Origin of the sequence: Pigmentiphaga sp. CHJ604, from assembly GCF_036972535.1 — a bacterium.
Taxonomy (GTDB): domain Bacteria; phylum Pseudomonadota; class Gammaproteobacteria; order Burkholderiales; family Burkholderiaceae_B; genus Pigmentiphaga; species Pigmentiphaga daeguensis.
Window position 1 is genome coordinate 1,643,481 of sequence record NZ_CP136998.1, and the last position, 26,205, is coordinate 1,669,685.

Here is a 26,205-nt window from a genome sequence, read left to right on the forward strand (position 1 = left end):
CCTGCCTACCTGAGTCAAGCATTTTTTCAAGGGGCGTAACCATGTCGCTCCTTGGACCTATCTCGACGCTGGGCCGCTGGCGCGAAGAGGCATTCAACGTCGATTTCCTGGGGGGGCGGTTGCCCGTTGGCGCGACGCTCTCCCGAGCGGGGTCGGCCCTGTACTGGGATGCGGACGGGCGGCTGCGCACCGCCGGCGAGAACGAACCGCAGTTTGAATATGACGCGAATGGCCGCCCTTGTGGTCTGCTGCTCGAGCCGCAGTCGACCAACATGGTGAACTATTCCAACGACGCGCTGCATAGCAGCTGGGTCGTTTCCGGTGCTACCAAGACCGGCGGGTACGAGGCCCCCGACGGCACGCCAACGGGGGTGCGAATCGATCCTGTGGGTGGCAGCGTGGCGGGCCTGTATAAGGGATTCACCCTGTCGCCGCTGGCGGCTTCGATCACATTGAGCGTTTACATCAAACCCATCCCAGGGCAGCTCGGCCAGTTGGCGTTCACGATGCGCAACGACACGCGCTCAACGACCATTTCGCCATACGGATACTTCAGCACCGAAACCATGAGCGTGTCTGGAGGCGCCGAGTACTGGAGCGTCCAGCGTTGCCCTCGCGGCTGGTATCGAATGATCGGCGTCTTTCCGACCACGAACTATCAGGCCGGTGACCAGCTCAGGTTCTACTGGGGAAGCACGAGCGCTTCGCCACGGCCGGCGTTCATCGTCCACGGGATGCAAGCCGAGGCGCGCGCGAACGCAACATCATTGATCCCCACGGCGGACGTGGGCGGGGTGTCTCGTGCGCTATCGATGGTGTCCATTCCTACGCCGTTGTTCTACCGGCCCGATGTGGGTGGCGCCTTGCTCATCGAGGCTGTTCCTCTCGGGCCTCCGGCAGCCGATGGGGATCTCGGCTACCTGGCGGTGATGAATGATGGCACCAACGGCAACCGGGTCGGCATCTATACCCGGCGAGATTCTGGCGGGGTGTTCAAGGTTCAGGCGGTGGTTACTACTGGCGGTTCCACCATCATCAGCACCACGTCGCCCACTATGGCCAATCTCTACGATGGCCGCCCTCTGAAAATGGGGGTGAACTTCGGCGCGAGCGGTGCCGAGTCCTGGGTGAACGGGACCGCGATCGCGTCGTCCTCCTCGTCGGCGTTGCCCGTGGCGCCGACCGTCCTAGAGCTGCGGAAGACGGGCCAGACCGGCTTCTATTACCGCACGCTGCGCTACTACGACAAGGCCGTCGACATGGCCACCCTGACCGCTCGCTAATTTTTCATCGCCGCCTCGCGGCTTTCCACCATGCCCGCTTCAAGCGGGCATTTTCATTTCAAGGACTACACATGACCTTCACGCCCATCGACAAACTCGCCGCCTTCCGCCTGGAATCCCTGGCGATCAACGCCGACGACAACACCCGCCTGGTGTGCCGCTACACCGTGGGCATCGTCGACGACAACAACAACTACGTCCCGAAGGCCGAACGCAGCTACGTGCTGCCAGCGGCGGAGGCGGACCCGCTGCTGAATGCCGCGGTGGACGCGGACGGGCCCGGCTTGCTCGATCAGATGCAGGCCGCCATCTCTGAGCATTTGAGCCTGCGGCCGGACTGGGTCGCATAGCCAGTCGGCACGCAACCATCCGCCCGCATTGCGCGGGCTTTTTTTCGCCCATAGGAGGGGCAAATGGCAGAGCCTACGAGTACCGCCACGGGAATTCTGGCGGTGGCCGCCGGCGCGGGCCTAGCGACGCTGGTGCCCGGCGTCGACGGGAACGCGCTGATCGGAGCATTTGCAGGGGCCGCCATGGTGGCCCTCAGCAGCAAAGAGCCGCGCGTACTGGCCCGCCTGGCCTACGCGTTGATTTCGCTGGTGGTGGGGTACCTGACCGCCCCGGATATCACCCATCTCACGCCGATCCGTGAAAGCGGCGTAGCGGCGTTCCTTGCCGCCGCTACGGCAGTCGCTGTCGTGCAGATCGGCATCGACAAATTGCGGACATTCGACATCGCGTCGATATGGCGCAGGGGGAGCTGATATGGCGGCCATCATCGCTTTCGTGGTCATTATCGCCAATGCCGCGACGGCTCTGCGGCTGCTGACCTATCGCCGGGGGCCGGCGAGGTACCGGCTGTGGGCGAGTTGCGCCGCCTACGTGCTGATCGTCTGCACGGGCGGCCAAGCGCTGTCCGTCTTCGTTCACGGAACGCCGGTCACCATCTGGCAGGCCGGGATATCGGTGGTGCTGGCAATGCTGGCCCACCGCGCCCGGGGCAACGTCGCTCGCATCGTCAGGGTGGCTCCATGAGACCGATCGAGTTCATACGACGTGAGATCGACAAGGGGCTGTGCCTGCTGCCTGACGCGATGGACTCGCGCGAGGCGGTGCTGATGCTCCTCGCCATCAGCGGTCAGGAGTCAAACTGGGAGCATCGCTGGCAGGTCGTCGACAAGATGCAGCCGTGGCGCAAGGGGCCGGCGCGCAGCTTCTGGCAGGGAGAGAAGGGTGGCGGGATGGTGCACGGCGTACGCACGCATCGCGCCTCCCATGCGCTCGCTGCTGACCTGTACGCGCATTTCAGCGTGCCGGCGACCGACGAGGCGATCTGGACCGCGATCGAGACCAATGACCCGCTCGCGGCCGCGCTGGCGCGCTTGCTGCTGTACACGGATCCCGCTCGACTGCCGAAGCTGGGCGACGAGGAGGGCGCCTGGCAATACTACCTGCGGCTGTGGCGGCCCGGGGCGTGGAGGAACGGCACGCCGGCGGAGCGCGCGGCCCTGCGCGCGAAATGGGGTCGCTACTATGCCCAGGCCGCCGCCGAGGTGTCGCCATGAACCTGATGTCGTTCATACCGCCGTGGGCGCGATACGGGGCCGTGGCGGCGCTCGCGGCGGCGGCGACATGGTACGGGCCCGCCATAGTCCAGAAATCGCGCCTAGAAGCCAGGAACAGCGACCAGGCCGCCGAGATTGCCCAAGAGCGGGCGGCCCATGCCGATGTGGCCCGGACGGCCGAGGCTGACCAGCGAGCAATCGAATTCAACCGAATGGAGGCCAACGCCCATGTTACGTACCAAACCCAGCAGCGGCTGGATGCAGCGGCTGCTGCTCTGCGCGATCGCGAGTTCGCTATTGTCGGCCTGCGCAACGCCCTCGCCGCCGCCGAGTCCCGTAGCAGTCAGGCCGGCGGCGATCCCGGCTCCCGCATCGGCGCTGATGACCCCGCAACCCTACGAACAGTGGTCCGCGAGTGCACAGCGGAATATTCAGAGATGGCGGGAAATGCTGTCGGCGCCGGTGTTGCCGCAACAGGGCTCCAGGAATACGCCGTAGGCATCCAGCAATGACGAGTGCCCGATGCAACTGTGCCCAGTGACACTGACGTGCCACTGGGCACAGTTGTTTCAAATGAGGAATGGATGTCCAATTTTGGCTCGTGTATGGTGAATACGGTAAGGCACCACGCAGGACTGGGCTGATCCCGGTCAACCCGACCGGAGCATGAAGCAAGGCCATGCGAGGCCAGATGTAGATTCAGCGGCATCGCAGACAGGCCTGTGGGATGGGTGCTGAACCACGAACTCCAACGCTTCAGGCGCCGGTGCCAATGATGAACCGAGAGCCGGATCAGTTACCCACGGAGCTGGTCGACCGCTTCACGCAGCAATTCGTGCGCTTTCTCGGCATCGAGGCGGTGGCAGGCGCCATCCTGCTGGTATGCATCGTCATTGCGTTGGGTATGGCCAACTCCCCATTCTCGGAGAAATATCTCGCCTTTTGGGAAATGGAACTCGGGTTCTCGGTGAGACATGCTGACTGGTCGCGCTCGCTACAGCACTGGATCAATGATGCGTTGATGACGCTGTTCTTCTTCGTCGTTGCACTGGAGTTGAAGCGAGAGATGGTCCTCGGGGAATTGAGGACTCCACGGCTGGCAGCATTGCCGCTAGCTGGAGCGGTGGGTGGCATGGTCGTTCCGGTGGGCGTCTATCTGATCTTGTCGAGCACTGGCGCCGATGCCCAGGGATGGGGCGCCGTTATGTCCACCGATACGGCTCTTGTCGTAGGGGCCCTTGCTGTCCTGGGGCGCCGCGTACCAGAGGCTTTGCGTTTGTTCTTGCTGGCGCTTGCAATCTTCGATGACATTGGGGCCATTCTCGTGGTCGCCGCGAAGTACGGCACGGCGTTGAATTGGTTCTTTCTCACCTGCGCGGGAGCCGGATGTGTCCTGGTTGCTTGCGCGACATGGGTGGGAATCCGAAGCCTCGGATTCTACGCTGTCGCGGGCTTGGCCATCTGGTGCGCATTCGACGCTTCGGGTGTGCATGCGACAGTTACGGGAGTCATACTTGGCTTGATGACTCCGGCGAGAAGCTGGGTCAGTGGCAATCGTCTACATGCCATCCTTGGGCGTGTGGTCGCACATGCGCCCATAGAACGCGGAAAGGTCGATGTCCAGGGGCGTCTCGACGTGCATCGGGCTGGCATAGCAGCGCGGGAGTCGGAGTCTCCAATCGAACGCTTGGAGTTCGATCTACATCCCTGGGTCGCGTTTGCGATCCTACCTCTTTTTGCCCTTGCCAATGCGGGTGTTCACTTCGATTCGGCCGATCTCCGGGGGTCCGTAATAGTAGCGACCTTCGGGGCGTTCGTGATCGGCAAACCGGTCGGAGTACTGCTGTTCAGTCTTGTGGCGGTGAAGATGCGACTGGCCCTACGCCCGGCAGACCTGCCCTGGAAGTCGATTGCCGCGGGCAGTATGTTGACGGGCGTAGGGTTCACCATGGCGCTGTTTATCTCTGGACTGGCGTTTCCACCGCAGGTCCTGCCGTCTGTGAAGCTGGGCATTCTCGTTTCATCAGCGGTGGCGATGCTGGCCGGCCTGGGGGCGTTGTGGTGGATAGACAAAGGCATGAAGTTGCGGTCAACCGTATAGCCGGAGGCGAGGCATGATGCACGACTTTCTATCGAACAACCTTGACGAGCTTATCGACAGATGTCGATTGAAGGTCGCGTGCCGGCCAGCCCGCAATGCCACGGACGCTCAATTGCAAAACGGAATTCCGCTATTCCTGGATCAACTGATTCAGACGCTACGTGTTGAACAGACTGCCGAACCAATGGGCCGCCGGAGAATTTCCGGCCTGACTAGCGGCGGAGTGTCGTTTTCGACGATGGGCGAACATGGGCGACAGCTTCTGGAACTTGGCTTTTCCGTCGACCAAGTAGTTCACGAGTATGGCGACTTGTGCCAGGCGATTACCGATCTGGCCTATGAGTGCGATGTGCCGTTCGAAATAGAGGAATTCCGGACGCTCAACTGGTGCCTGGACAACGCCATCGCCGATGCGGTGACGGAATTCAGCTATCAGCGCGATGCGGAATCCACCGACAGGCATGTGTGGGACATGAACGAACGGTTGGGTTTTTTCACCCACGAACTACGCAATTTTCTGCAAACGGCGACGCTCGCTTTCGCCGCGGCGAAAGCCGGAAACCTGAGTCTATCGGGCGCGACTGGGGCGGTCCTGGAGCGGAGTCTAACCGGCCTGCGTGACTTAATCGACGAATCCCTGGCCGATGTACGTTTGACCGCTGGCGCGACGGAATCAGCACAACTGTTTTCTCTTGCCGATTTCGTGGCTGATATCAAGGAAATGGCGACCCTTTCTGCCCAAGCTTACGGATGTGACTTCACGGCGCCCGGCGTTGACGCAAGGCTGGCAGTCTCTGCCAACCGGGAGCTCCTGCTTTCTGCTACCGGGAATCTGCTGCAGAACGCCTTCAAGTTCACTCGGCACAACACCGAAGTCACGCTGAACGCGTATGCGGTGGGAGATCGCATCTGGATCGATGTGACGGACCATTGCGGCGGCTTGGCTGCTGGCGATGTTGAAACCATGTTCGAGCCCTTTCGGCAAAATGGAGTGGATCGTACTGGCATCGGGCTTGGGCTTTCCATAGCCCGGCGCAGCGTTGAGGCAATTGCAGGCAAGTTGAGTGTTCGCAACATTCCCGAATCGGGCTGCGTCTTCACCATAAGCTTGCCACGCTACGCTCTTCCGGAAGAATGAATCCATGAGATCGCCGCGCCGCCGGCACGACAGCTCTATCTGAGTCGTTGTAGCGTTACCCACAGCCCGCTTTTATGATCATCCACGATGCCTTTCCCCTGGATGATCGCTCCATCAACTCCTTCTGCTTTCGTGCGATATCGATGATCGTCCGGAAACCGTTCGGACCCGGATATTCCCGTGCGTCCGATCCTGGTCGCGCACGCCCAGCTACTGCCCAGAGGCCCGCAATCTGCCTCGACCCAATAGCCTTCGTATTCTTCCCGTCTCATGTTGCCTCCGGGTAATGAGCGCAGCGAGTAACTCGGCCCGAGCAAGGTCAGCCTCCATTTCCCCCGTCGGACTGAAGGCGGTCCTGTTGGCGCGCATCCTCATCGCGTTTGTCTTGATCCGATTTGGATATATCGTCCGCATCCTCGTTGGGTTGGGGTTGTGCTTGAGGGACTTCTTTTTCGACCGGCTTATCCGTCTCAGTGGGCTTACTACCCAGAGTCCAGTTGGACCGCTTGAAGAGTGAAGAAAGTTCGTTGGTTTTCATGCTGGTACCTCGGTGGTTTCATGGCGGTTCGCCATGTCTTCACCATACGCGGATGACATTGAATAACCTACGCCTCATTTGAAACAAGGAGGGGCGAACATCAGCGCTTGAACGTCCCTACGGCGAACGTGGTTAGGCGTAGGGCGGCCATAGAGTCGGTGAGGTGGCCTGCGGGAGACGGTGGGATTGCTGACGCCAGAGATGGGGCTGAGTGCTCTGGAGCTCTCGGTGCGGCGGTGGAGATGACCATGGATGCGCTGGCTCAAAAGGCCGGCGGCTGTGGCCAGCATCTGGCGAGGGTGGAGAGTGTGACCAAAACGTGCCCAGAGTAGACGGAAGTGGGCACAAAAACACATAAAACACCGGTGCGATGTACAATGGCTGACGCCGCAAGCCTTTGATTTAAAAGAATTTCTATTGCTGCCTATTTAGTGCCCTGGCGACTCGAAATCAGGCGTACGGTAACCCCGTACCGTGGGTTCGAATCCCACCCTCTCCGCCAGTCATCGCAAGAACCCCTTGATTTCATCGATCAAGGGGTTTTTTGTTGCCGCGGTCAAAATAAATAGCCGTGGCCTCAGGCGGATCGCTACGAACCAAACCGATACCGCCCCTGGTCATCACGCACAATCGCGCGCCGGGCGGCAATATCTTCCAGCCCGCATACAAGCTCCCGCCCATCACGCGTCCCAACAGCCGCCATAAGCTCCGCAAAAAACTTGGGCCCGCTCTCCAGCGCAGCCTCCAGGGATGCATGGCTGGGCGCCCCGAACCTCGGGGGATGCGGAACTTCATGCTCGATGGGACGCCTGGCCCCAGGCGCCAGCCACGGCAGCGTCAAGTCGAATCCGGTCTTGTCGGTCGTTCGCGAACCCTCCAACGAAGGATCTAGTGGGACCGTCCTCAAGCCGCTTTGGACGACCAAGTCCCTGCTCGCCTGAAAACGCGTCGCCAGCGCCCATTCCATCTGGGCGTCGGAATAGATATCGATGTCCGGGTCGACCACGAACACATTCTTGACATTGCCCAGACAGCCGAATGCGGCCGCGATGGCATTGCGCGCTTCGCCCGGCACGCGTTGCTGCAAAGCGATACGGACGTTGAACGATCCTCCCGCCGCGGGGGGCGCGTAGACCGCCCGCACTTCGCGCACGGCGGATTCGAGCGCTTTCCAGACCAGGACCTCCGTGCGCAGGGAGCAAAGCTGCGCCGTATCCGTGCAGTGCATGCTCGGCCCGCCGATGGAGGCGGTTTGAAAGATGGCGTCCCGGCGGTGGGTGATCGCGGTCAAGTGGAAGAGCGGATTGCGTTTTACCGCTCCGTAGTAGCCGAGGAACTCGCCGAAAGGACCTTCGGGTTCCACATGGCCGCGCTCGTCGAAATAGCCTTCGAGGATGAACTGGGCATCGGCGGGCACCATCAGATCGTTGGTCACGCACTTGACGACGCCCAAAGGCTGGGCGCGCAAGGCCGCGATAAGCGCCAGTTCGTCGCCGGGAAAGCGAAGCGTGGCGGCGAGTTGATCGATGGGATGGCTGCCGATGGCGAACGCCACCGGCGTGCGCTCGCCGCGTTCCGCGCGCGCCATGTAGATGGCGCGCAAATCGGAAGGCGCGACCAGATCCACGCCCGCCGACCGGCGGCCGCGCAGCATGAGGCGGCGCATGCCCACGTTCGTATGCCCGGCGAAGGGATCGTGGACGAAGTCGACCGACGCCGATATGTAGGGCGCGCCGTCGAATTCGTGCTGCAGGTGCACCGGCAGGGCGGTCAAGTCGCATTCGTCGCCGGTCAGCACGACCTCCTGGACCGGCGCATGCGCGCGCGGCACTTCCACCAGCTCGCCCGGCTTGCGCAGCCGAGCGAGCACCTCGGACAGCACCTTGTCCGCCGTGGTCCCGAAGGCGGCGGCCAGGCGGGCTCGGCTGCCCGCGACGTTGCCGCACAAGGCGAAGCGGCTCCCTTCGATGTTTTCGAACCATGCCGCGCGCGGATTGCCCTCCAGGCGGGCGGCGACATCGGCAAGCGCGACGGGCGCGGCATGTCGTTCCAGGTCGTCGGCGGGCAGGGACGCAAGAAAGGTACGCAGGCCGAATCGTTGTAGATCGGGACGGCTTTCTGATCGGGGAAGGGGCGCGTTCATGTTTCTCCTCCTTGTTGCGACGAAGTATTTGTAAAGATTGTTTATATAAAATATTCTTATATTAGTCTCGGCAACAGAGAAACGCCACGACCATCCGCAGATGGCGGTGTAAACCACGACGCGCATGAAGCGCCCGCTTTGCCCCTAGGAGGAGACGACATGAAGACACGCTTAGGAACAAGAGCCGGGACCTGGCTGGCCCTGGCAGCAGCGGTGCTGGCACCGGTTGCCGCGCCCGCCCAGGACCAGGCCGGCCGGTACCCGGACCGCATGATTAAGCTCATCGTGCCCTATACGCCCGGCGGCCTGGTGGACACGTTCAGCCGTGCCCTGGCCGAAGACATGGCCAGCCGGCTGGGGCAACCCGTGGTCGTGGAGAACCGCCCCGGCGCCAACCAGGCCATCGGGGCCAATGCCGCCGCCCGTGCCGCGCCCGACGGCTACACCCTGTTCGTCAGCTCGCAAACCGGCATGATTCTGAATCCGCTGACGACCAAGGGGCTGCTCGTCGATCCGGCGAAAGATTTCACGCCTATTGCCACGATGTTCTCCACCCCGTTCTATCTCGTGGTCAACAGTTCCGTTCCGGTGAAATCCGTCCAGGAACTGGTCGCGCTGGCGAAATCCAAACCCGGCAAACTCACCTACGGTTCTCTGGGCCGCGGCGGCACCCACCATCTGGCGGGCGAAATGTTCACGCGCCGTACCGGTACGAATATCCTGCACGTGCCGTACAAGGGCAGTGCCCCGGCCATGAACGATTTGCTGGGCGGCCAGATCGACATGATGTTCGAGGGCGGAACCTCGACGCTTCCCTATGTCCAGGCCGGCCGGCTGCGGGCCCTGGCCTCCACCGGCCAGACGCGCAGCGAAGCCATGCCCGATCTGCCGGCGCTGAACGAAATCATTCCCGGGTTCTCGATGACGGTCTGGATCGGCCTGGTCGCGCCGAGCGGCATTCCCCAGCCGATCGCGGACAAGCTGAACGCCGCCGTGCAGGCCATGCTGAAACTGCCTTCCACGCACGAGAAATTCGCGCCTGTCGGCATAGAAATGATGCCCGGCTCGCAAGCGGATTTCGCCAGGTTGATTCAATCCGATCTTCCGACCTGGGCCAAGATCGTCCAGGACGCGGGCATAGAACCGCAGTAGGACTCTTCCTGACCCGCCATCCGGCCGCCGCATCGGGCCTGCTTTCGGTTCCGATGCGGTAAAGTCCATCGACACTTCGGATGGAGCGTTTGATGAACCCGAGAATGCCCCGCTACGCGTCCGCCTGCGCCGCCTTGCTTGCCTGCGCAAGCATGCTGGCTGTTTCGGCGGCGCAAGCCTGCACCCGCTTTGTCTATCTCGGCGCCGGCGGACAGGTCGTCACGGCGCGCTCGATGGACTGGAAGGTCGACGTCGGCACCAACCTGTGGGTGTTTCCGCGCGGCATGAAGCGATCCGGCGAAGCCGGCCCGAACTCCGTCCAATGGACCTCGAAATACGGAAGCGTCATCGCGTCGGGCTATGACATCTCGACAACGGACGGCATGAACGAAGCGGGGCTGGTGGCCAACGTCCTGTGGCTGGTCGAGTCCTCCTACCCGGCCTACGACGGCAAGACGCCCGGCCTGACGCTCGCGGCCTGGGCGCAATACGCGCTCGACAACTTCGCCACCGTCCAGGAGGCGGTCGACACCTTGGCGAAAGAGCCTTTCACCGTCGTCACCGACAACGTTCCCGGCGAAGCCCGCCTGGCGACCCTGCACCTCTCGCTCTCGGATGCCAGCGGCGACAGCGCCATCATCGAGTACATCGACGGCAGGCAAGTCATCCACCACAGCCGCGACTACCAGGTCATGACCAACTCGCCGACCTTCGACAAACAACTGGCGATGGAGGAATACTGGAAGCAGATCGGCGGGACGGTCATGCTGCCCGGCACCAACCGGGCATCCGACCGGTTTGCCCGGGCGGCTTTCTACGTCAACGCGATCCCCAAGACGGAAGATCCGCTGGAGACGATCGCCAGCGTCTTCAGCGTCATCCGCAACGTCTCGGTGCCCCTGGGCATCACCACGCCGGACCAGCCCAATATTTCGTCGACCCGCTGGCGCACCGTCGCCGACCACAAGCGCAAGCGCTATTTCTTCGAATCGGCGCTGACGCCCAACATTTTCTGGGTCGATCTGGCGAAGCTGGATTTCTCGCGCGAGACCGGACAGGTGATGAAACTCGACCTCGGCCCGAACCAGGCGAACATCTACTCGGGCATGGCCAACGGGGGGTTCAAGCCGGCGGCGCCGTTCAAATTCCTTGGGATCTGAATCGATCGGCCTCATTTCGACCGCCCATAGCAAACAAGCCCTCTTGCGAGGGCTTGTCGTTTTTGAACCTACGCCGTTACCAACCGGCGTATGTCAAGCGTTACAGCGGCGTGATCTTGGTCGCCTGGGGACCCTTGGGGCCCTGGCCGGCGATGAAGCTGACGCGTTGGTTTTCCTGCAGCGACTTGTAGCCGTTGCCCTGGATTTCGGAGAAGTGCGCGAACAGGTCCTTGCCGCCGTTGTCCGGCATGATGAAGCCGAAGCCTTTTTCAGCGTTGAACCACTTGACGATACCGGTTTCCATAATTGTTTCCTTGATGAGAGATGGGCACACGCCCGGGAACAGACGATCAAGGAGGGACTAGAACAATTTATGGCGCACTATCGGATCGCACACAACCGCAGGAATCGCAACACTTGAAGATCTGCATACACTATCAGGCATGCGGCCTCCACCGTCAAGGCGTATTGTGTGACAGGACTCGGCGGCTCCGGTGGCGGATATGCAATGATTCTTCCGAAACCGCCACTCCCCACCGTCCCATGCTCCAGCCACAGGCTCTTCGCTACTTCGCCGAAGTCGTCCGCACAGGCTCCCTGCGCCGGGCGTCCGAGCTCTTTTTCGTTGCCCCCAGCGCCATCAGCCGCCAGATCGTGAACCTGGAGCAGGAATTGGGCGCGCCGCTGTTCGAGCGCTCGCCGCGCGGCATGCTGCCTACCGAGGCGGGGCGGATGCTGTTCGAGTTCGTCCGCGACTGCGACCATCGCATCGAACGCATTCGCTCGGATCTGCACGACCTGACCGATTTGCGGCGCGGCACGGTCCGGCTGGCGGTGATCGAGGCCGTGACCGGGGATTTCCTGCCGGCGCTGATGACGCGCTTCAGCGCCGAGTACCCGGGCATCGATTTCCACGTGGAGGTGTGCGGCACGCATCAGATCGCCGACCGGGTGGTGGGGGAATCGGCCGAGATCGGGCTGGCGTTCGACGTGCTGAGCCGCGAGGACCTGGTGCTGCAAGGGCGGCTGGCGCAGCCGTTGCAGGTGATTTGCCGCCCTTCGCATCCGCTGGCGCGCCGCAAGTCGTTGCGCATGGCGGATCTTGCCGGCGAACGGATGGTGTTGCCGGATGAGACCTTCGGCACCCGCTATCTGATCGACCACGCCGCCATGCGCGCCGGCGTTACGTTGTCCGTCCATTGCGTGGCCAATTCGCTGCAATTGCTCAAGACGCTGGTGGCGGGCTCGGATGTGATCTCGTGCATGCCGCCCCTGACGTTCGCACACGAAGAGGCCGCTGGGCTGCTGGCCGGGGTGCCGGTTTCGGACAAGTCGTGCCGGCAGGCCAGCCTGGACATCATCACGGCTCGTCACCACAAGCTATCGGCCGCGGCCAGGGCTTTTCTCGAGCCGTTGCTGGCGAAGTGCAAGGGGCGGTGATTCCGCCCAGGTGTTCTATTTTTCAGAACGCTGCCATCACTTGTTCCCCGCTTCCGTGGCACAGGCCTGACGCGTTTAATGAAAGTACTTTCATGGAACGCCTGGAGCCCGCGGCATGACTTTAGAGAAAATCCTGTCTCCCTATGACGGCAGTGTGGTGGGCGAAATGCCGGTTGCCGGTCCCGCCGACGTGGAGCAGGCCATCGTCCGGGCGCAGCGCGCCTTCGAGGTCATGCGCAAGCTGCCGCGCTTCGCGCGCGCCGACATCCTGTCGCGAGCGGCGGAATTGCTGAAGGTGCGCCGCGACGAGTTCGTGCGCACCATCGCCGCGGAGGCGGGCAAGCCATTGTTCGATGCGCGCGGCGAGGTGTCGCGGGCGATCTTCAACCTGACCAACGCGGCGGCGGAGGCCCGGCTCCAGCATGGCGACGAGGTGCCGCTGGACGCGGATGCCGGGGTGTTCGAGTACCAGACCACGGACGCCGATGGCCGCCCAGCTTCGCTGGCGGACCTGGACCACGCGGCGCTGGCGTCGATGCGCCGCCGTGTGGGAATCGCGCGTCGCTTCCCGATCGGCACCATCCTGGCCATCGCGCCCTTCAATTTCCCGCTGAATCTGGTGATGCACAAGGTCGCCCCGGCGATCGCGGTCGGCAACAGCGTGGTGCTCAAGCCGGCGCCGCAGACGCCGCTGACCGCGCTGCTGCTGCAAGAGCTGTTGGCCGACGCGGGGCTGCCCGCGGGCGCGCTGGAGGTCGTCCATTGTCCGGTGGACCTGGCCGAGGCCATGGTGCGCGACGAGCGCTTCGCGATGGTGACCTTCACCGGGAGCGCCAAGGTGGGCTGGCACATCAAGGCCATCGCCGGCCGCAAGAAGGTGGCGCTGGAGCTGGGCGGCAACGGCGCGGTGATCGTGGCCGAGGATGCCGACCTGGATCTGGCCGCCGCGCGCTGCGTGCGGGGCGGGGTGGTGTACGGCGGCCAGTACTGCATCGGGGTGCAGCGCATCCTGGTGCAGGAGTCGGTGGCCGATGTCTTCATCGAGAAGCTGGTCGCGAAGGTCGGGGCCTGCCGGGTGGGCAATCCAATGGAAGAGGGCGTCGACGTCGGTCCGGTGATCGACGAGAACTCGGCCAGGCGCATCCAGTCGTGGGTGGACGAGGCCGTGGCGCAGGGCGCGCGCGTGCTGGCGGGAGGTTCGCGCGAGCGTGCGGTGGTGATGCCGACGGTGCTGACAGACACGCGGCCCGGCATGAAGGTAGAGGACGAGGAGATTTTCGGGCCCGTCGTCACCGTGAATCGCTACCAGGATTTCGACCAGGCGGTGCATCGTGCCGCCGATTCTAAGTACGGATTGCAGGGCGGCATCTTCACGCAGGACCTGCGCCGTGCCTTCCGGGCGATCGAGGATTGGGAGGTCGGTGGCCTGATGATCAACGACGTGCCGATCTACCGCATCGACAACATGCCCTTCGGCGGGTGGAAGGAGTCGGGCACCGGCCGTGAAGGCACGCGCTACGCCATGGACGAGATGTCCGAGATCCGCCTGATGGTCATCAACTACGCCTGACTTTTCCTCTGCCGCACTGACGCCAGGAGCCTGCCCATGAAACGCTTGACCGTATTCTGCTGGATCGCTGCCTTTTCCCTGCTGTCGGGCGCCGCCCGCGCCGATACCTATCCCTCCAAGCCCATCAAGATGCTGGTGCCGTTCCCGGCAGGCGGCACGGTGGATTTCTTCGCCCGAACGGTCGGCCCGCGGCTGGCCGAGGCGCTGGGCCAGCCGGTGCTGATCGAGAACCGCTCGGGCGCGGGCGGCAATATCGCCGCCGAGGCGGTGGCCAAGTCGCCAGCCGACGGCTACACGCTGCTGATGGGGTCCGAGATCGTCTCGATCAACATCACGCTGTACGAGAAGCTGGGCTACGACCCGGTGAAGGACCTGGCGCCGGTGATCCTGGTCGGCACCGTGCCCAACATCCTGCTGGTCAGCCCTTCGCTGCCGGTCAAAACCACGCAGGAGCTGATCGCGTATGCCAAGTCGGGCAAGAAGATGTCGTACGCGTCCACGGGCCTGGGCACTTCCAGCCAGTTGTCGTCCGAGTTGTTCAAGTCGGTGGCGGGCATCGACGTGCTGCACGTCCCGTACAAGGGAGGGGCGCCGGCTATCGTGGACCTGGCCGGCGGCCAGGTCGAGATGATGTTCGTCAACATGCCCACCGGGCTGCCCATGGTCAAGGGCGGCAAGGTGCGCATCCTGGCGGTGACCAGCGCACAGCGCGCGCCGCAGGTACCGGACGTGCCCACCATCGCCGAGACCCTGCCGGGCTTCGAGACCGCGGCATGGTCCGCCATCTACGCGCCCGCCGGCACGCCCAAGGCGGTGATCGACAAGCTCAACGCGGCCATGGTGAAGATCCTGCAGATGCCCGACGTGAAGGCGGCGCTGGCCGAGCAGGGCGCCGTGCCGGCGGGCGGCACGCCCCAGGCCCTGGGCGATTTCACGAAGTCCGAGATCGTCAAATGGGAAAAGATCATCAAGGCGTCCGGCGCCAAGATATAGTCCGTCGATCCATTCCCGCCACGAGGTCCCGCATGTCCCAACCCTCCATTCGCATCGCCGTCGGCGACTACGACCGCACTCGTGCCCTGGTCGACGGCAGCGTCGGTGTCGAGGGCTTCGAGACCCGGTTCGCGACCGGCGACCTCGAGGCCATCTTCTCGCAGGCTTTCCAGACCGCCGAGTACGAGGTCACCGAGCTGTCGTTCAGCAACTTCCTGATCGCCAGCGTGCGAGGCGGCTGCCCCTATGTGGCCTTGCCCATTTTCCCGTCGCGCTCGTTCCGCCACTCGGCCATCTACGTGCGGGCCGGCAGCGGTATCGCCACGCCGGCCGGCCTGGCGGGCAAGAGGATCGGCCTGCGCGAGTATTCCAACACGGTGGCGCTGGTCGCCCGCGGCATGCTGTCGGACGAATACGGCTTCGATCCGGGCAGTTGCGCGTGGTTTGCCGGCGACGTGGACCACGTGGAGCGGGACACGATCGACCCGCGCAACTGGCCCAAGGGGGTGAATATCCAGGCCGTGCGGGGTCGCACGCTGTCGTCGATGATGGAGGCCGGCCAGCTCGATGCGCTGATCGCCTACACGCCGCCGGCGATTTTCGGCCGCGCCGGCGTGGGCCGGCTGTTTCCCGACTGGCGCGACGTCGAAAAGGACTACTACGCGCGCACGCGGCGCTTTCCGATCATGCATGTGATCGCGCTGCGGCGCGACGTGGCCGAGGCGAACCCCGGCCTGCCCAAGGCGCTGCTGGCCGCATTCAACCAGGCCAAGCAGGTGGCGCAGGACCGCCTGGCCATCCACCAGGCGCTGCCCGTCATGCTGCCATGGATGCAGGCCGAGGCCGAGAGCACGCAGGCGCTGATGGGGCAGGACTTCTGGCCCTACGGTTTCGAGGCCAACCGCGACATGATCGAGACGCAGATCCGCTGGTCGCACGAGCAAGGGCTGATTCCGCGCCGGCCGGCCGCCGAGGAGCTGTTCCCGGGCTGGTAAGCCTGCGCCGGCTCGCATCCCCGCCCACCACTATTCGTTCCCCGCATACAGGGAATGACCGCCTTCTATTGGACGCCGGCCAATAGGAGCGCCTATCTTTCGTCTCCAACAGGCGGCGCATGCCGCCCCCAAAAGAATCCACCGAAGTGGAACAGGAGACGACATGAGCCGGAACCGGCGGCCGATACGCAGCGGCATGGGCCGCAGCACCCCCGAACGCATCTTCGTCCAGGGCCTGGACCTGGCCCGGGACATCATCGGTACCCTCAATTTCGGCGATATGGCGTACCTGGAGCTGACCGGACGCCTGCCCGATGCGCGGCAATCCCGAGTATTCAACGCCATTCTCGTCACCCTGGTCGAGCACGGCATGACGCCCATGTCCATCGTCGCGCGGCTGACCTACCTGGGGGCGCCGGAGTCCCTGCAGTCCGCGGTGGCCGCGGGGCTGTGCGGGATGGGAACCACTTTCGCCGGTACAGCCGAAGGCGCGGCACGGATGCTGGAATCCGCCTGGGCCGCTACGCCGGAGGGCTCGCCAGAAGAGCTTGCGCGCGGCGTGGTCGCGGATTTCCGGAACCGCAGGCAGTCCGTCCCGGGTATCGGCCACAACCTGCACAAACCCGTTGATCCGCGCACGGGCCGCCTGTTTCAGGTCGCGGCAGAAGAAGGTTATTCCGGACGGTATGTCGACCTGATGCGCGCCATCGGCCAGGAAGCCGAGGCGGTTTACGGCAAGAGCCTGCCCGTCAATGCCACCGGCGCCATCGGCGCGCTGTGCTGCGAGCTTGGGATCTCCTGGCGCGCGGCGCGCGGGATCGCGGTCATGGGCCGGGCAGTGGGGCTGGTCGGCCATCTGGTCGAGGAGCAGGCGCATCCGGTGGCCGCCGAGATCTGGCTGCGTACCGAGGAAGAGGCTGGCGAACATGACACGCCGCCCGCGGGCGGACGACAAGGAGGGTGACATGCGGCGACTATCGATGCGATGGCTGGCGGTTGCGGTGGCGGGCCTGGCCTGGTGGGGGCCGTCCACCGCGCATGCGGAGTGGCCCGACAAGCCCATCCGCTTCATCGTGCCTTATCCGGCGGGAGGCGGTACCGACATCGTGGCGCGCGCCGTCGGCAAAAGGATGGCGGAAAACCTGGGCCAGCCCGTCATCATCGAGAACCGGCCCGGGGCCAGCACCATCATCGGGACCGAGGCGGTGGCCCGGGCCGAGGGGGACGGCTACACGATCGGCCTGGTGACGGATTCCCACGCGTTGAACCCGATCTTCTTCGGGCAGAAGCTGTCCTACGACTCGGTCAAGGATTTCGCGCCGGTCAGCCAACTGGTCTTCGTGCCGTTCATCCTGGTGGCCAATCCCAAGGCGCAGGTTTCCACCGTGCACGAACTGATCGCCGCCGCCAAGGCGCGGCCCGGGAAGATCACCTATGCCTCTATCGGGAACGGCACCCCGCACTATCTCGCCATGGAGTGGGTGAAGGCGCTGGCCGACATCGATCTGACCCATGTTCCCTACAAGGGGGTCGCCCCGGCCTTGGCCGATGTGGTGGGCGGGCAGGTGGACGTGATGTTCACCGGCATGTCCTCGGGCGTGCCGCACGTGCGTTCGGGCCGGCTCAAGGGGCTGGCCGTCTCGGGCAAGGAGCGGTCGGCGATCGCGCCGGACATTCCCACGGTGGCCGAGTCGGGCCTGAAGGCGTTCTCTTTCATGACCTGGTACGGGGTGGTCGCGCCGGCATCCACGCCGCCAGCGATCGTGGGGCGCCTGAGCAGGGAGATCCGCAAGGCGCTCGAGAGCCCGGAGGTCAAGGAACAGTTCGTGAAGCTGGGCGTGGAGGGGGCTCCGTCCACGCCGGAGGAGTTCGGCGCTTTCCTGCAACGGGAGTCGGCGCACTACCAGCACATCATCAAGTTGACCGGCGCAAAGGGCGAATAGTGGAATTGACTCAGGAACAACGGCTGATCCGGGACACGGTCCATGCATTGGCGAGCGAACGGTTCGCGCCGGGCGCGGCGGCGGCCGACCGGCAGTATCGGCCTCCGCTCGACAACCTGAAGGTGCTGGCCGGGCATGGCTATACCGGCATTTTCCTGCCCGAGAGCTACGGCGGGACAGGCCTGGGGCTGCTGGAGACGGTGCTGGTGGTGGAGCAACTGGCGCGGTCCTGCGCCAATACGGCCATGCTGTATTCCTGCACCGACGGCGCGACGCCGCGCGCCATCCTGCACATCGGTTCCGAACCGCTCAGGCAGCGCTACCTGCCTGCCTTCGCCAAGGCGGAGCGGTATGCGGCCTGGAGCATGTCGGAAGCGAATGCGGGCTCCGACGTGGGCAATGTGCAGACCCGCGCCGTCGGCGATGGCCAGCATTACGTGATCAATGGCAGCAAGCTCTGGTGCACCGCCGCCCAGGTGGCGGACGTGTTCCTGGTGCTGGTGCGGCTGACCGACGAGCCCGGCATGAAGGGCGTGGGGGCGGTGCTGGTCGAGCGCGGCACGCCCGGGTTTTCGGTGGGCAAGCATCTGGATCTGCTGGGGCTGCGCGGGACGGGCATGGCCGAACTGGTCTTCCAGGACTGCCGTGTGCCGGCCGAGAACCTGCTCCTGCCGGCTGGACGGATGAAGGATTTGCTGCAGGTGCTGGACGCCGATCGCATCACCGGCAACCCCCCCATCTGCCTGGGGCTGGCCCAGGCGGCGCTGGGCCATGCCGTCCAGCATCTGAAGGACCGTTCCCAGTTCGGCCGCCCGCTTGCGGAGAACCAGGGATTGCAGTGGAAGCTGGCCGACATGGCGATGGATATCGAGGCGGCGCGCGCGCTGGTGTACGGGGCCGCGCAGGCCATCGACCAGGGGCGGCAGTCGGTGGCGCAGGTTTCCATCGCCAAGACCTATGCCAACGAGATGGCGGTGCGCGTGACCAACCAGGCCATGCAGCTTGCCGGCGCATACGGGCTGTCGGAGGAATATCCCTTCGAGCGCTACTTCCGCGACGCGCGCGGCATGTCCATCGGCTACGGAACGACCGAGATCCATAGAAATTCCATCGCGCGGGAACTGCTCAAGGGCAGCTACCTCGTCTGACGCCTGATGCGCGGGAGGACCATGATGTCAGAAGCAAAGACCACCATCGACGCCGGCGACGGGCGCGGTTTCGCCGCTTATGTCAGTCGACCGGGGAAACCGAACGGCCATGCCGTGATCGTGCTGCAGGAGATATTCGGCGTGACCGACGCGATACGCGGCGTCGCCGATCGCTATGCGGCCGAAGGCTATCTCGCGCTGGCGCCCGATCTCTATTGGCGCATCGAGCCGGGCGTCGAGCTGAGCCATTCGAAGGCCGACATCGAGCGCGCGTTCCAGTATCTGGAGCGGTTCGACGAAGAGGCGGGCCTGGCCGACATCGGCAGGGTTGCCGCGCACATCCGCGCCATGCCGGGATTCCGGGGCCGCGTGGCGGTGGTGGGCCTGTGCCTGGGAGGAAAGCTGGCATTCCGCTGCGCCGCCAGACTGGAGGTCGATGCGGCGGCCGTGTTCTATGGCGTGGGGGTGGAGGACCATCTGGACGAGGCGGCCGCCTTGCGCTGCCCGGTGGTGCTGCACTACGGCGACCAGGACCGCTACGCGTCCGCCGAGGCCCAGGCCAGGATAGAAGCTGCGCTGCCGCCCACGGCAGGCGGAGGCTTTCACCGATACCCCGGGGTCGGCCACGGTTTCTATACGCGCGGCGAGCTGGCGGCGGCCGAGCTGGCCCACGAGCGGACCACGGCGTTCCTGCGGACCGCGTTGGGGGCAGGCAATCGATGAAAGTCCTTCAAGGGATCCGGGTGCTCGACCTGGGGAATTTCATTACCGCGCCGCTGGCCGGCATGTCGCTGGCCGAACTGGGGGCGGATGTCGTGAAGATCGAGCGGCCGGGCAGCGGCGACCCGTTCCGCGCATTCAAGGGGGGGCTCTACAGCCCCCAGTTCCAGGCGCACAACAGGAACAAGCGCAGCCTGGCGCTGGACTACACCCGACCCGAGGGGCGGGCCGTGCTGGACAAGCTGGTGGAAGACGCCGACGTGCTGCTCCTGAACATGCGTCCGGGCGTGGAGGAGCGGCTGGGCCTGGGCGCCGAGCGTCTGCGTCGGCTCAATCCCCGCCTTGTTTATTGCGCCATCACGGGCTTCGGCGCCAGCGGCCCCTATGCCGGCCGGCCGGCCTACGACAACGTGGGGCAGGCGGTCTCGGGATGGCTGTCCATGTTCCACCGCGGCGAGGACCCGCGGGTGGCCGGCCCCGCGGTATCCGATGCGGTGACGGGCATCTACGCCTGCCTCGGGATCCTGGGCGCCCTGGTGGAGCGGGCATCGACCGGCCTGGGGCGCAAGGTCGAGGTCAACATGCTCGAAGCGATGATCGCCATGGCGTGCGAGCCGCTGGGTTCGATGCTGGCAACCGGCCAGACGCCCACGCTGTATGGGCGGGCAGCCATGTCGCAGTCGTACATCCTGACCTGCCGTGACGGGCGCCGCATCGCCCTGCATCTTTCGTCGCCCGACAAATTCTGGCGCGGGCTGGTCCAGGCGATCGACCGCCCGGACCTGCTCGCGGCCTATCCGGCACGCCACGATCGCGTGGAACGCTACGACGAACTGGCGCGCACGCTGGCCGAGGTGTTTGCCCAGCGGGAGCGGGAGTACTGGCTGCCCCGGCTCGAGGCCCATGACGTTCCGTTCACCCCGGAGCGGACGCTGGACGAACTGGACGAGGATCCGCAGGTGCGTCACCTGGGCGTCTTCTATACGCAGCAGCATCCGCGCCACGGCACGTTGCGCGCCGCGCATCGCGCGATCCGTTACGACGGCGACCACGACAGCAATTTCCTGCCTCCGCCCGACCTGGGCGAGCACACGGAAGAAGTCTTGCGGGAGGCCGGTTTTTCCGAAGCCGCCATGAGCGAGCTCAGGCAGGCCCGAATCATCTGACGCGGATCTTTCCGCACGAAGGAGATGGCGATGAAGTTGGCACGCTTCACGGGAACGCTGTGCGCGCTGGGCCTGGCGGTTGCCGCCGGCCCGGCGGGCGCGGCCGGGTGGCCGGATCGGCCGGTGCGCATCGTCGTCTCGTCGGGGGCGGGGGGGACCGCGGACATCGTTGCCCGCCTGCTCGCGCAAAAACTGGAGGCGGCTTTCGGCCAGCCATTCGTCGTCGAGAACAAGCCTGGGGCGGGCGGACATGTTGGTGCCGCCCAGGTGGCCCGCTCACCCGCGGACGGCTATGTATGGCTGATGAGCGGCAGTCCGACGCACTCGGTCGGGCCGCACCTGTACAAGAACCTTCCGTATGACCCGATGCGCGACGTGCCGCCCGCCGCCATGGTCGCCATTGCGCCGAACCTGCTGGTCGTCAATCGCGAGCTACCCGTGCGATCGGTGGCGGAACTCGTCGCGCTGGCGCGCGAGAAGCCCGGCGAGCTGACCTACTCGTCGGCCGGCAACGGCACGTCGGGACATCTGGCGGGGGCCTTGTTGCAGAGCATGGCCGGGATTCGCCTCAAACACGTTCCGTACAAGACCGGTCCGGACGCGGTGACGAGTGTCATCGCCGGCGATGTCTCCATGACCTTCTTTACCGTGCCCGCGGTGATGAAGCAGGTGCAGGCGGGCCGGTTGCGGGCGTTGGCCGTGACATCGAGCGCGCGCACCCCGCTCGCTCCCGATTTGCCCACGGTGGCCGAGGCAGGCTATCCGGGATTCGATGTGCTGGGCTGGTACGCCTTGTTCGCGCCCAAGGATACGCCCGCGCAGATCGTCGACCGCTTGAGCGCGCAGGTCGAGCGTATCCTGGCCCAGGCCGACGTGCGCGAAAGACTCCAACAACTCGGCGCGGAACCGCACTACCTCGATGCCAAAGACCTGACCGCTTACATCGCGGTCGAATCACCGAAGTGGAAGACGCTGATCGAAGCATCGGGCGCACGGGTGGACTGATGGCCGAAAACAGTCAGATCGAGCGCATCGTGCGCTGGGACGTGTTCGTCCGCAGCCTTGCCTACGCTCGCGAGGTCCGTTGGAGCGACATGACCGAGGCGGCCGCGCAGTTCGTGATCCTGCGCATCGAGACCGAGTCCGGCGCGGCGGGGGCGGCCGAGGTCGTGGTCAAGCCGACGTGGGTCGGCGCCACCGCAGCCAGTCTCGTCGCCACGCTGCGCGAGGTGTTCGAGCCCTTGGCCCGGCAAACGGGGTTGTCGGGGCCGGGGCAACTACGCGGGGCGCTCGAATCCATCCCGGGCAACACCGTCGCCAAGGCCTTGATCGACAACGCATGCTGGGACTGGGAAGCAGCCCGCCAGGGGCAGCCGTTGTGGCGGCTGTGGAAGGGGCGGTCCGAGGTCGAACTGTCCTGGGCCGTTACCCGGCAGGCGCCCGACGCCATGGCGCGCGAGGCCGCCGCGATGGTGCAAGCCCATGGCTTTCGGACCCTGAAGATCAAGGGCGGGCAGGGGCTGCATCTGGACCGGGCCAGCCTGGCGGCGGTACGCCGGGCACTGGGCGATGCCACGCGCCTGTATGTGGATGCCAATGGCGCCTATCCGTTCGAAGAAGCCGCGGACTACGTGCGAGCCATGGCGCAGGAAGGCGTGGAGGTCGTGGAAGATCCTTCGCCTTTGTCCCCGGATGGCGCGTTCCAGGCCCTGCAACGGGAGGCGGGCCTGCCGCTGCTGGTCGATTTCGGGATGACCTCGACGCGGGACGCCCGGCTTTTCCTGGAGCGCGGCGCCGGCATCCTGAGCGCGAAGCCGGGGCGCTTCGGCCTTTCCGATGCGCAGGCCATGCGCGATCTTGCCGCCCGGGCACGGGCCGGCACGGTAGCAGGCCTCATGGGCGAGAGCGCCATGGGCACGTGGAGCGGCCTGCAATTCGCCGCGACGCTGCCGGCCGGCTCGCTACCCGCCGAACTGAGCTGGTTCCTGGCCATGCGGGAGCAGTACGTCGGGCACGTGCCGGCGATCGTCGACGGCATGGTGGCCCTGCCCGAGACCCCCTCCGTTGCCGAACTCGTGGACTGGGAAAGCATGAAAGATTTCAAGGTGCCGTCATGAGCAATGTCCGAATGGGCAGGCACGCCATCGCCTATGACGAACTGGTCGTGGGCGAGCGTTACGAGGGAAGCGCCCGAACGTTGACGCAGACCGATCTTTCCCTGGCCTGCATGTTGAGCGGAGACTGGCACCCCATTCACGCCGACGTCGAGTTCTGCCGTGCGGCAGGCATGCCGGGGCCGATGTTCCAGGGCCCCTACGGCATCCTGCTGGCCATGGGCATGGCGACGCAACTGCCTGTATTCGCGGATCCTGTCGTCGGCGCGACCGGCCTGGCGCAGTGGCGATACAGGCGGCCGTTGCGGGTGGGGGACACGGTGCATGTCAGGGCGACGATCAATGGCAAGCGGGTGACATCCGACGGACAGCGAGCCATCGTCGACAGACGCTTCGAACTGCTCGGCCCGGACGGGGAGTCGTTCCAGGAAGGGTATGGAGGAACCATGCTGCGGCTCTCATCCAGGGGGGAACAATCATGATTCTCGGCGACATCGTCGACCACAACGCGCGCTGCCTGCGCGATCATCCGGCCTTTCTTTTCGAAGGCCGCGTCATCACGCACGGAGAGTTCGGGCAAAGGGTGAGACGGCTCGGCAATGCGTTGCTCGCCCAGGGCCTGGCGCGCGGCGACCGCATTGCGATCCTGGCCCAGAATTGTCCCGAATACATGGAGATGTACTGTGTGGCGGGCATGTGCGGGTTCATCGCGGTCGGGATGAATTACCGGCTGTCGGCGGCGGACCAGGTTGCCATCCTGCGTGATTGCGCTCCTGCCCTGCTGGTCTATGACCCGGAGTACGAGGACCGGGTGCGGGAGTTGTGCACCGCCTTGCCTGCGCAGGTCCAGACCATGAAGCTGGGCGGCGATGCGGGCGATTCGGGCTACGAGGCGGCCATCGCCCGCGCGGACGCCGTGCCGCCGCCGATGCGCGCCCGGGACGACGACACCGTTTTCCTGATCTATACCAGCGGCACCACTGGAACCGCCAAGGGTGTCATGCTGGGCAACGCCGGCCAGGTGGAGCAGGCCCGCATGCTGGCGCTGTCGCACGGCGCGCAGCCCACTGACCGCATGCTCATCGTCATGCCCGCCTATCACATAGGGGGTACCACCGAGCTGCTCAGCTACCTGATCTGCGGTGCGACGATCGTACTGCACCGCCGGTTCGACGCGCGGGAGATCCTGGACAGCATGGCGCGCCATCGCGTGACGGCCGCCCACTTCGCGCCGATCATGATCCAGGCCCTGCTGGACGAGCAGGAAAGGCAGGCCGTGGACCTGTCCAGCCTGAAGACGATCTGCTATGCCTCCGCGCCGATGTCGGTGGCGCTGTCCCGGCGGGCGCATCGCGCGCTTGGCCGGATTTTCATGCAGGTCTATGGGATGACCGAGCACGGGCCCGGCACCGCTCTCCTGAAGCACCAGCACGAACCGGAGGGGGACTCGGCCCAGGCCGCCCGCATGGCGTCGGCAGGCCAGCCGATCCCCGGCGTGGAAATCAGGATCCTGGACGAGCAGGGCCGGGAACTGGAACAGGGGCGAATCGGCGAAATCGCCATGCGCTCGGCCGCCATCATGCAGGGCTATTGGGGCAGGCCGGCGGAGACCGCGGCGGCGCTGGACGGCGGGTGGATGAAGACGGGCGATCTGGGCTATTTCGACGAGGACCACTACCTGTTCATCGTCGATCGCAAGAAAGACATGATCATCTCCGGGGGCGAGAACATCTATTCGCGGGAAGTGGAGGAGGCGTTGCTGCTTCATCCCGCGGTCCTGGAAGCAGCGGTGATCGGCGTGCCCGATGAGAAGTGGGGGGAGTCGGTGAAGGCATTCGTCGCCCTGAAGGCGGGCGGGCAGGCCGACGAGCGCACGCTGATCGAACACTGCCGCCAGAGGCTGGCCAGCTACAAGAAGCCGCGCAGCATCGAATTCATGGCTGCGCTGCCGCGCCTGCCCAGCACGAACAAGATAGACAAGAAGGCATTGCGCGCGCCGTACTGGGCAAACAAGGCCAGGCAAGTCGCCTGAGCAGACAGACCAAAAGGAGACGAGCATGAACCTACGCAGGATTCTCGCCGGCGTTGCCGCGCTGGCATGGTTGGCGGCAGCCGGAGCGGCGCACGGCGAGGCGTTTCCCGCCAGGATGGTGCGCATCGTCGTACCCTTCACCGCCGGCGGCCTGGCGGATGTCGTGGCGCGTGGAATCGCCCAGGAGTTGACGAGCCGCTGGTCGCAGCCTGTCATCGTCGAGAACAAGCCCGGGGCCAATACCATCATCGCCGCCGAACACGTGGCCCGTGCGGCGCCGGATGGCTACACGCTGCTGATGGCCAACGACCCGACGCTCTCCTCCAATCAATATCTCTATCGCAAGCTTTCCTACGATCCGGTCAAGGATTTCGTGCCGGTGGTCAATCTCGTACAGACGCGGGAGATTCTGCTGGCGAGCAGGAAGTCAGGTCTGGCGAGCGTGGAGGCGCTCGTGGCGCGCGCGAAGGCGCGTCCCGGAGAGGTGACCTACGGCTCGTATGGCGTGGGAAGCAAGGCTCAACTCGATGCCGAGGCCTTTTCGTCGCTGGCGGGCATCCGGATGAATCACGTTCCCTACAAGGGCGTCGCCGACGTCATGGCCGCCCTGGTGGGCGGCCAGATCGACGTGGCCTGGGTAGGCGTGCCGCCATCCATTCCCATGGTCCAGGGAGACAAGGTCAGGCTGCTGGCGGTTGCGGCGCCGAGGCGGATCACCGCCTTTCCTGCCGCGCCGACGTTCGCGGAGCTGGGGTTTCCGGAGATGGTCTCGCAAGCCTGGTTCGGCCTGGTCGCGCCCAGGGACACGCCGGACGCCATCGTGGGCAGGATCGCCGCCGACGTGTCGGCCGTCGTCTCGCAGCCGGCTTTCCTGGACAAGTACGTGACGGGCGTCGGGCTCGAGCCGTTGAACCAGGGGCCCGAGGAGTTCGGCCGTTTCCTGGTCCGGGACCGGGCGGAGTACGAGGCCAGCATCCGCAATGCCAAGGTGAAGCTGGACTAGC

General features: G+C 65.0%; 27 protein-coding genes. 24 read left to right on the forward strand and 3 right to left on the reverse strand.

Translation table 11 applies throughout. The features are described 5' to 3' along the window. Positions 1-41: 41 nt before the first annotated feature. The 8 genes from R4823_RS07910 to R4823_RS07945 all read left to right on the forward strand — a co-directional run bounded on the left by R4823_RS07910 (position 42) and on the right by R4823_RS07945 (position 6,087). Positions 42-1,283, forward strand: coding sequence for a hypothetical protein (locus tag R4823_RS07910; RefSeq protein ID WP_338618181.1), 1,242 nt, complete (start codon positions 42-44; stop codon positions 1,281-1,283). A gap of 71 nt (positions 1,284-1,354) precedes the next feature. Beyond that, entirely contained in the window at positions 1,355-1,633 is a 279-nt protein-coding gene (locus R4823_RS07915; protein WP_338618182.1) for a hypothetical protein, read from the forward strand. A 63-nt stretch (positions 1,634-1,696) separates the two neighbouring features. Beyond that, on the forward strand, positions 1,697-2,047 hold the full coding sequence (locus tag R4823_RS07920; RefSeq protein ID WP_338618184.1) for a putative holin: 351 nt from the start codon (positions 1,697-1,699) through the stop codon (positions 2,045-2,047). A 1-nt stretch (position 2,048) separates the two neighbouring features. Further along, the gene (locus R4823_RS07925) at positions 2,049-2,318 is read left to right on the forward strand and encodes a phage holin family protein (protein ID WP_338618185.1); all 270 of its coding nucleotides are present in this window, start codon (positions 2,049-2,051) and stop codon (positions 2,316-2,318) included. Next, positions 2,315-2,848 (forward strand): hypothetical protein, encoded by a 534-nt coding sequence (locus R4823_RS07930; protein WP_338618187.1) that lies wholly within the window; start codon positions 2,315-2,317, stop codon positions 2,846-2,848. The genes R4823_RS07925 and R4823_RS07930 overlap by 4 nt, the downstream gene beginning before the upstream one ends. Further along, positions 2,845-3,360 (forward strand): hypothetical protein, encoded by a 516-nt coding sequence (locus tag R4823_RS07935; protein WP_338618188.1) that lies wholly within the window; start codon positions 2,845-2,847, stop codon positions 3,358-3,360. Before R4823_RS07930 ends, R4823_RS07935 begins: the two co-directional genes overlap by 4 nt. Before the next feature lie 260 nt (positions 3,361-3,620). Then, on the forward strand, positions 3,621-4,949 hold the full coding sequence (gene nhaA, locus R4823_RS07940) for a Na+/H+ antiporter NhaA (RefSeq protein WP_338618189.1): 1,329 nt from the start codon (positions 3,621-3,623) through the stop codon (positions 4,947-4,949). A gap of 13 nt (positions 4,950-4,962) precedes the next feature. Continuing rightward, on the forward strand, positions 4,963-6,087 hold the full coding sequence (locus R4823_RS07945) for a HAMP domain-containing sensor histidine kinase (RefSeq protein WP_338618190.1): 1,125 nt from the start codon (positions 4,963-4,965) through the stop codon (positions 6,085-6,087). 319 nt (positions 6,088-6,406) lie between these two features. On the opposite strand, the gene R4823_RS07950 is transcribed toward R4823_RS07945, so the two are convergent. Next, complete coding sequence (locus tag R4823_RS07950) at positions 6,407-6,625, reverse strand: hypothetical protein (protein WP_338618191.1); 219 nt, start codon at positions 6,623-6,625, stop codon at positions 6,407-6,409. A gap of 589 nt (positions 6,626-7,214) precedes the next feature. Beyond that, entirely contained in the window at positions 7,215-8,768 is a 1,554-nt protein-coding gene (locus R4823_RS07955) for a UbiD family decarboxylase (RefSeq protein ID WP_338618192.1), read from the reverse strand. Positions 8,769-8,927: 159 nt separating this feature from the next. Here R4823_RS07955 and R4823_RS07960 point away from each other — a divergent pair, with 159 nt between their 5' ends. Together R4823_RS07960 and R4823_RS07965 are read left to right on the forward strand one after the other, a co-directional pair. Next, a complete protein-coding gene (locus R4823_RS07960; RefSeq protein ID WP_338618193.1) occupies positions 8,928-9,920 on the forward strand; it encodes a tripartite tricarboxylate transporter substrate binding protein in 993 nt (330 codons plus the stop codon). Between the two features lie 92 nt (positions 9,921-10,012). Further along, entirely contained in the window at positions 10,013-11,080 is a 1,068-nt protein-coding gene (locus R4823_RS07965) for a linear amide C-N hydrolase (RefSeq protein ID WP_338618194.1), read from the forward strand. Positions 11,081-11,180: 100 nt separating this feature from the next. On the opposite strand, the gene R4823_RS07970 is transcribed toward R4823_RS07965, so the two are convergent. Further along, positions 11,181-11,384: a cold-shock protein gene (locus R4823_RS07970; protein ID WP_087836835.1), complete on the reverse strand. Its 204-nt coding sequence runs from the start codon at positions 11,382-11,384 to the stop codon at positions 11,181-11,183. A gap of 239 nt (positions 11,385-11,623) precedes the next feature. Here R4823_RS07970 and R4823_RS07975 point away from each other — a divergent pair, with 239 nt between their 5' ends. The 14 genes from R4823_RS07975 to R4823_RS08040 all read left to right on the forward strand — a co-directional run bounded on the left by R4823_RS07975 (position 11,624) and on the right by R4823_RS08040 (position 26,204). Next, the gene (locus R4823_RS07975; RefSeq protein WP_338618195.1) at positions 11,624-12,520 is read left to right on the forward strand and encodes a LysR family transcriptional regulator; all 897 of its coding nucleotides are present in this window, start codon (positions 11,624-11,626) and stop codon (positions 12,518-12,520) included. Between the two features lie 115 nt (positions 12,521-12,635). Continuing rightward, positions 12,636-14,090: an aldehyde dehydrogenase family protein gene (locus tag R4823_RS07980; protein ID WP_087836837.1), complete on the forward strand. Its 1,455-nt coding sequence runs from the start codon at positions 12,636-12,638 to the stop codon at positions 14,088-14,090. A gap of 36 nt (positions 14,091-14,126) precedes the next feature. After that, positions 14,127-15,083 (forward strand): tripartite tricarboxylate transporter substrate binding protein, encoded by a 957-nt coding sequence (locus tag R4823_RS07985; RefSeq protein ID WP_087836838.1) that lies wholly within the window; start codon positions 14,127-14,129, stop codon positions 15,081-15,083. A 32-nt stretch (positions 15,084-15,115) separates the two neighbouring features. After that, positions 15,116-16,078, forward strand: coding sequence for an ABC transporter substrate-binding protein (locus R4823_RS07990; protein WP_087836839.1), 963 nt, complete (start codon positions 15,116-15,118; stop codon positions 16,076-16,078). Between the two features lie 163 nt (positions 16,079-16,241). After that, positions 16,242-17,042 carry a citryl-CoA lyase gene (locus R4823_RS07995; protein ID WP_087836840.1) on the forward strand — a complete coding sequence of 267 codons (801 nt, stop codon included), beginning with the start codon at positions 16,242-16,244 and terminating at the stop codon, positions 17,040-17,042. A gap of 1 nt (position 17,043) precedes the next feature. Beyond that, complete coding sequence (locus tag R4823_RS08000) at positions 17,044-18,021, forward strand: tripartite tricarboxylate transporter substrate binding protein (RefSeq protein ID WP_165963369.1); 978 nt, start codon at positions 17,044-17,046, stop codon at positions 18,019-18,021. Positions 18,022-18,026: 5 nt separating this feature from the next. Continuing rightward, a complete protein-coding gene (locus R4823_RS08005) occupies positions 18,027-19,169 on the forward strand; it encodes an acyl-CoA dehydrogenase family protein (protein WP_165963370.1) in 1,143 nt (380 codons plus the stop codon). A 21-nt stretch (positions 19,170-19,190) separates the two neighbouring features. Continuing rightward, positions 19,191-19,892, forward strand: a complete 702-nt coding sequence (locus R4823_RS08010; protein WP_165963371.1) for a dienelactone hydrolase family protein — start codon at positions 19,191-19,193, stop codon at positions 19,890-19,892. Further along, positions 19,889-21,055 carry a CaiB/BaiF CoA-transferase family protein gene (locus R4823_RS08015; RefSeq protein WP_087836843.1) on the forward strand — a complete coding sequence of 389 codons (1,167 nt, stop codon included), beginning with the start codon at positions 19,889-19,891 and terminating at the stop codon, positions 21,053-21,055. Before R4823_RS08010 ends, R4823_RS08015 begins: the two co-directional genes overlap by 4 nt. 30 nt (positions 21,056-21,085) lie before the next feature. Further along, positions 21,086-22,060, forward strand: a complete 975-nt coding sequence (locus tag R4823_RS08020; protein ID WP_165963372.1) for a tripartite tricarboxylate transporter substrate binding protein — start codon at positions 21,086-21,088, stop codon at positions 22,058-22,060. Continuing rightward, complete coding sequence (locus R4823_RS08025; RefSeq protein ID WP_087836845.1) at positions 22,060-23,172, forward strand: enolase C-terminal domain-like protein; 1,113 nt, start codon at positions 22,060-22,062, stop codon at positions 23,170-23,172. The genes R4823_RS08020 and R4823_RS08025 overlap by 1 nt, the downstream gene beginning before the upstream one ends. Next, entirely contained in the window at positions 23,169-23,651 is a 483-nt protein-coding gene (locus tag R4823_RS08030) for a MaoC/PaaZ C-terminal domain-containing protein (protein ID WP_087836846.1), read from the forward strand. Before R4823_RS08025 ends, R4823_RS08030 begins: the two co-directional genes overlap by 4 nt. Continuing rightward, entirely contained in the window at positions 23,648-25,201 is a 1,554-nt protein-coding gene (locus R4823_RS08035) for a long-chain-fatty-acid--CoA ligase (RefSeq protein WP_087836847.1), read from the forward strand. The genes R4823_RS08030 and R4823_RS08035 overlap by 4 nt, the downstream gene beginning before the upstream one ends. A 25-nt stretch (positions 25,202-25,226) precedes the next feature. After that, on the forward strand, positions 25,227-26,204 hold the full coding sequence (locus tag R4823_RS08040) for a tripartite tricarboxylate transporter substrate binding protein (protein WP_087836848.1): 978 nt from the start codon (positions 25,227-25,229) through the stop codon (positions 26,202-26,204). Position 26,205: the final 1 nt, after the last annotated feature.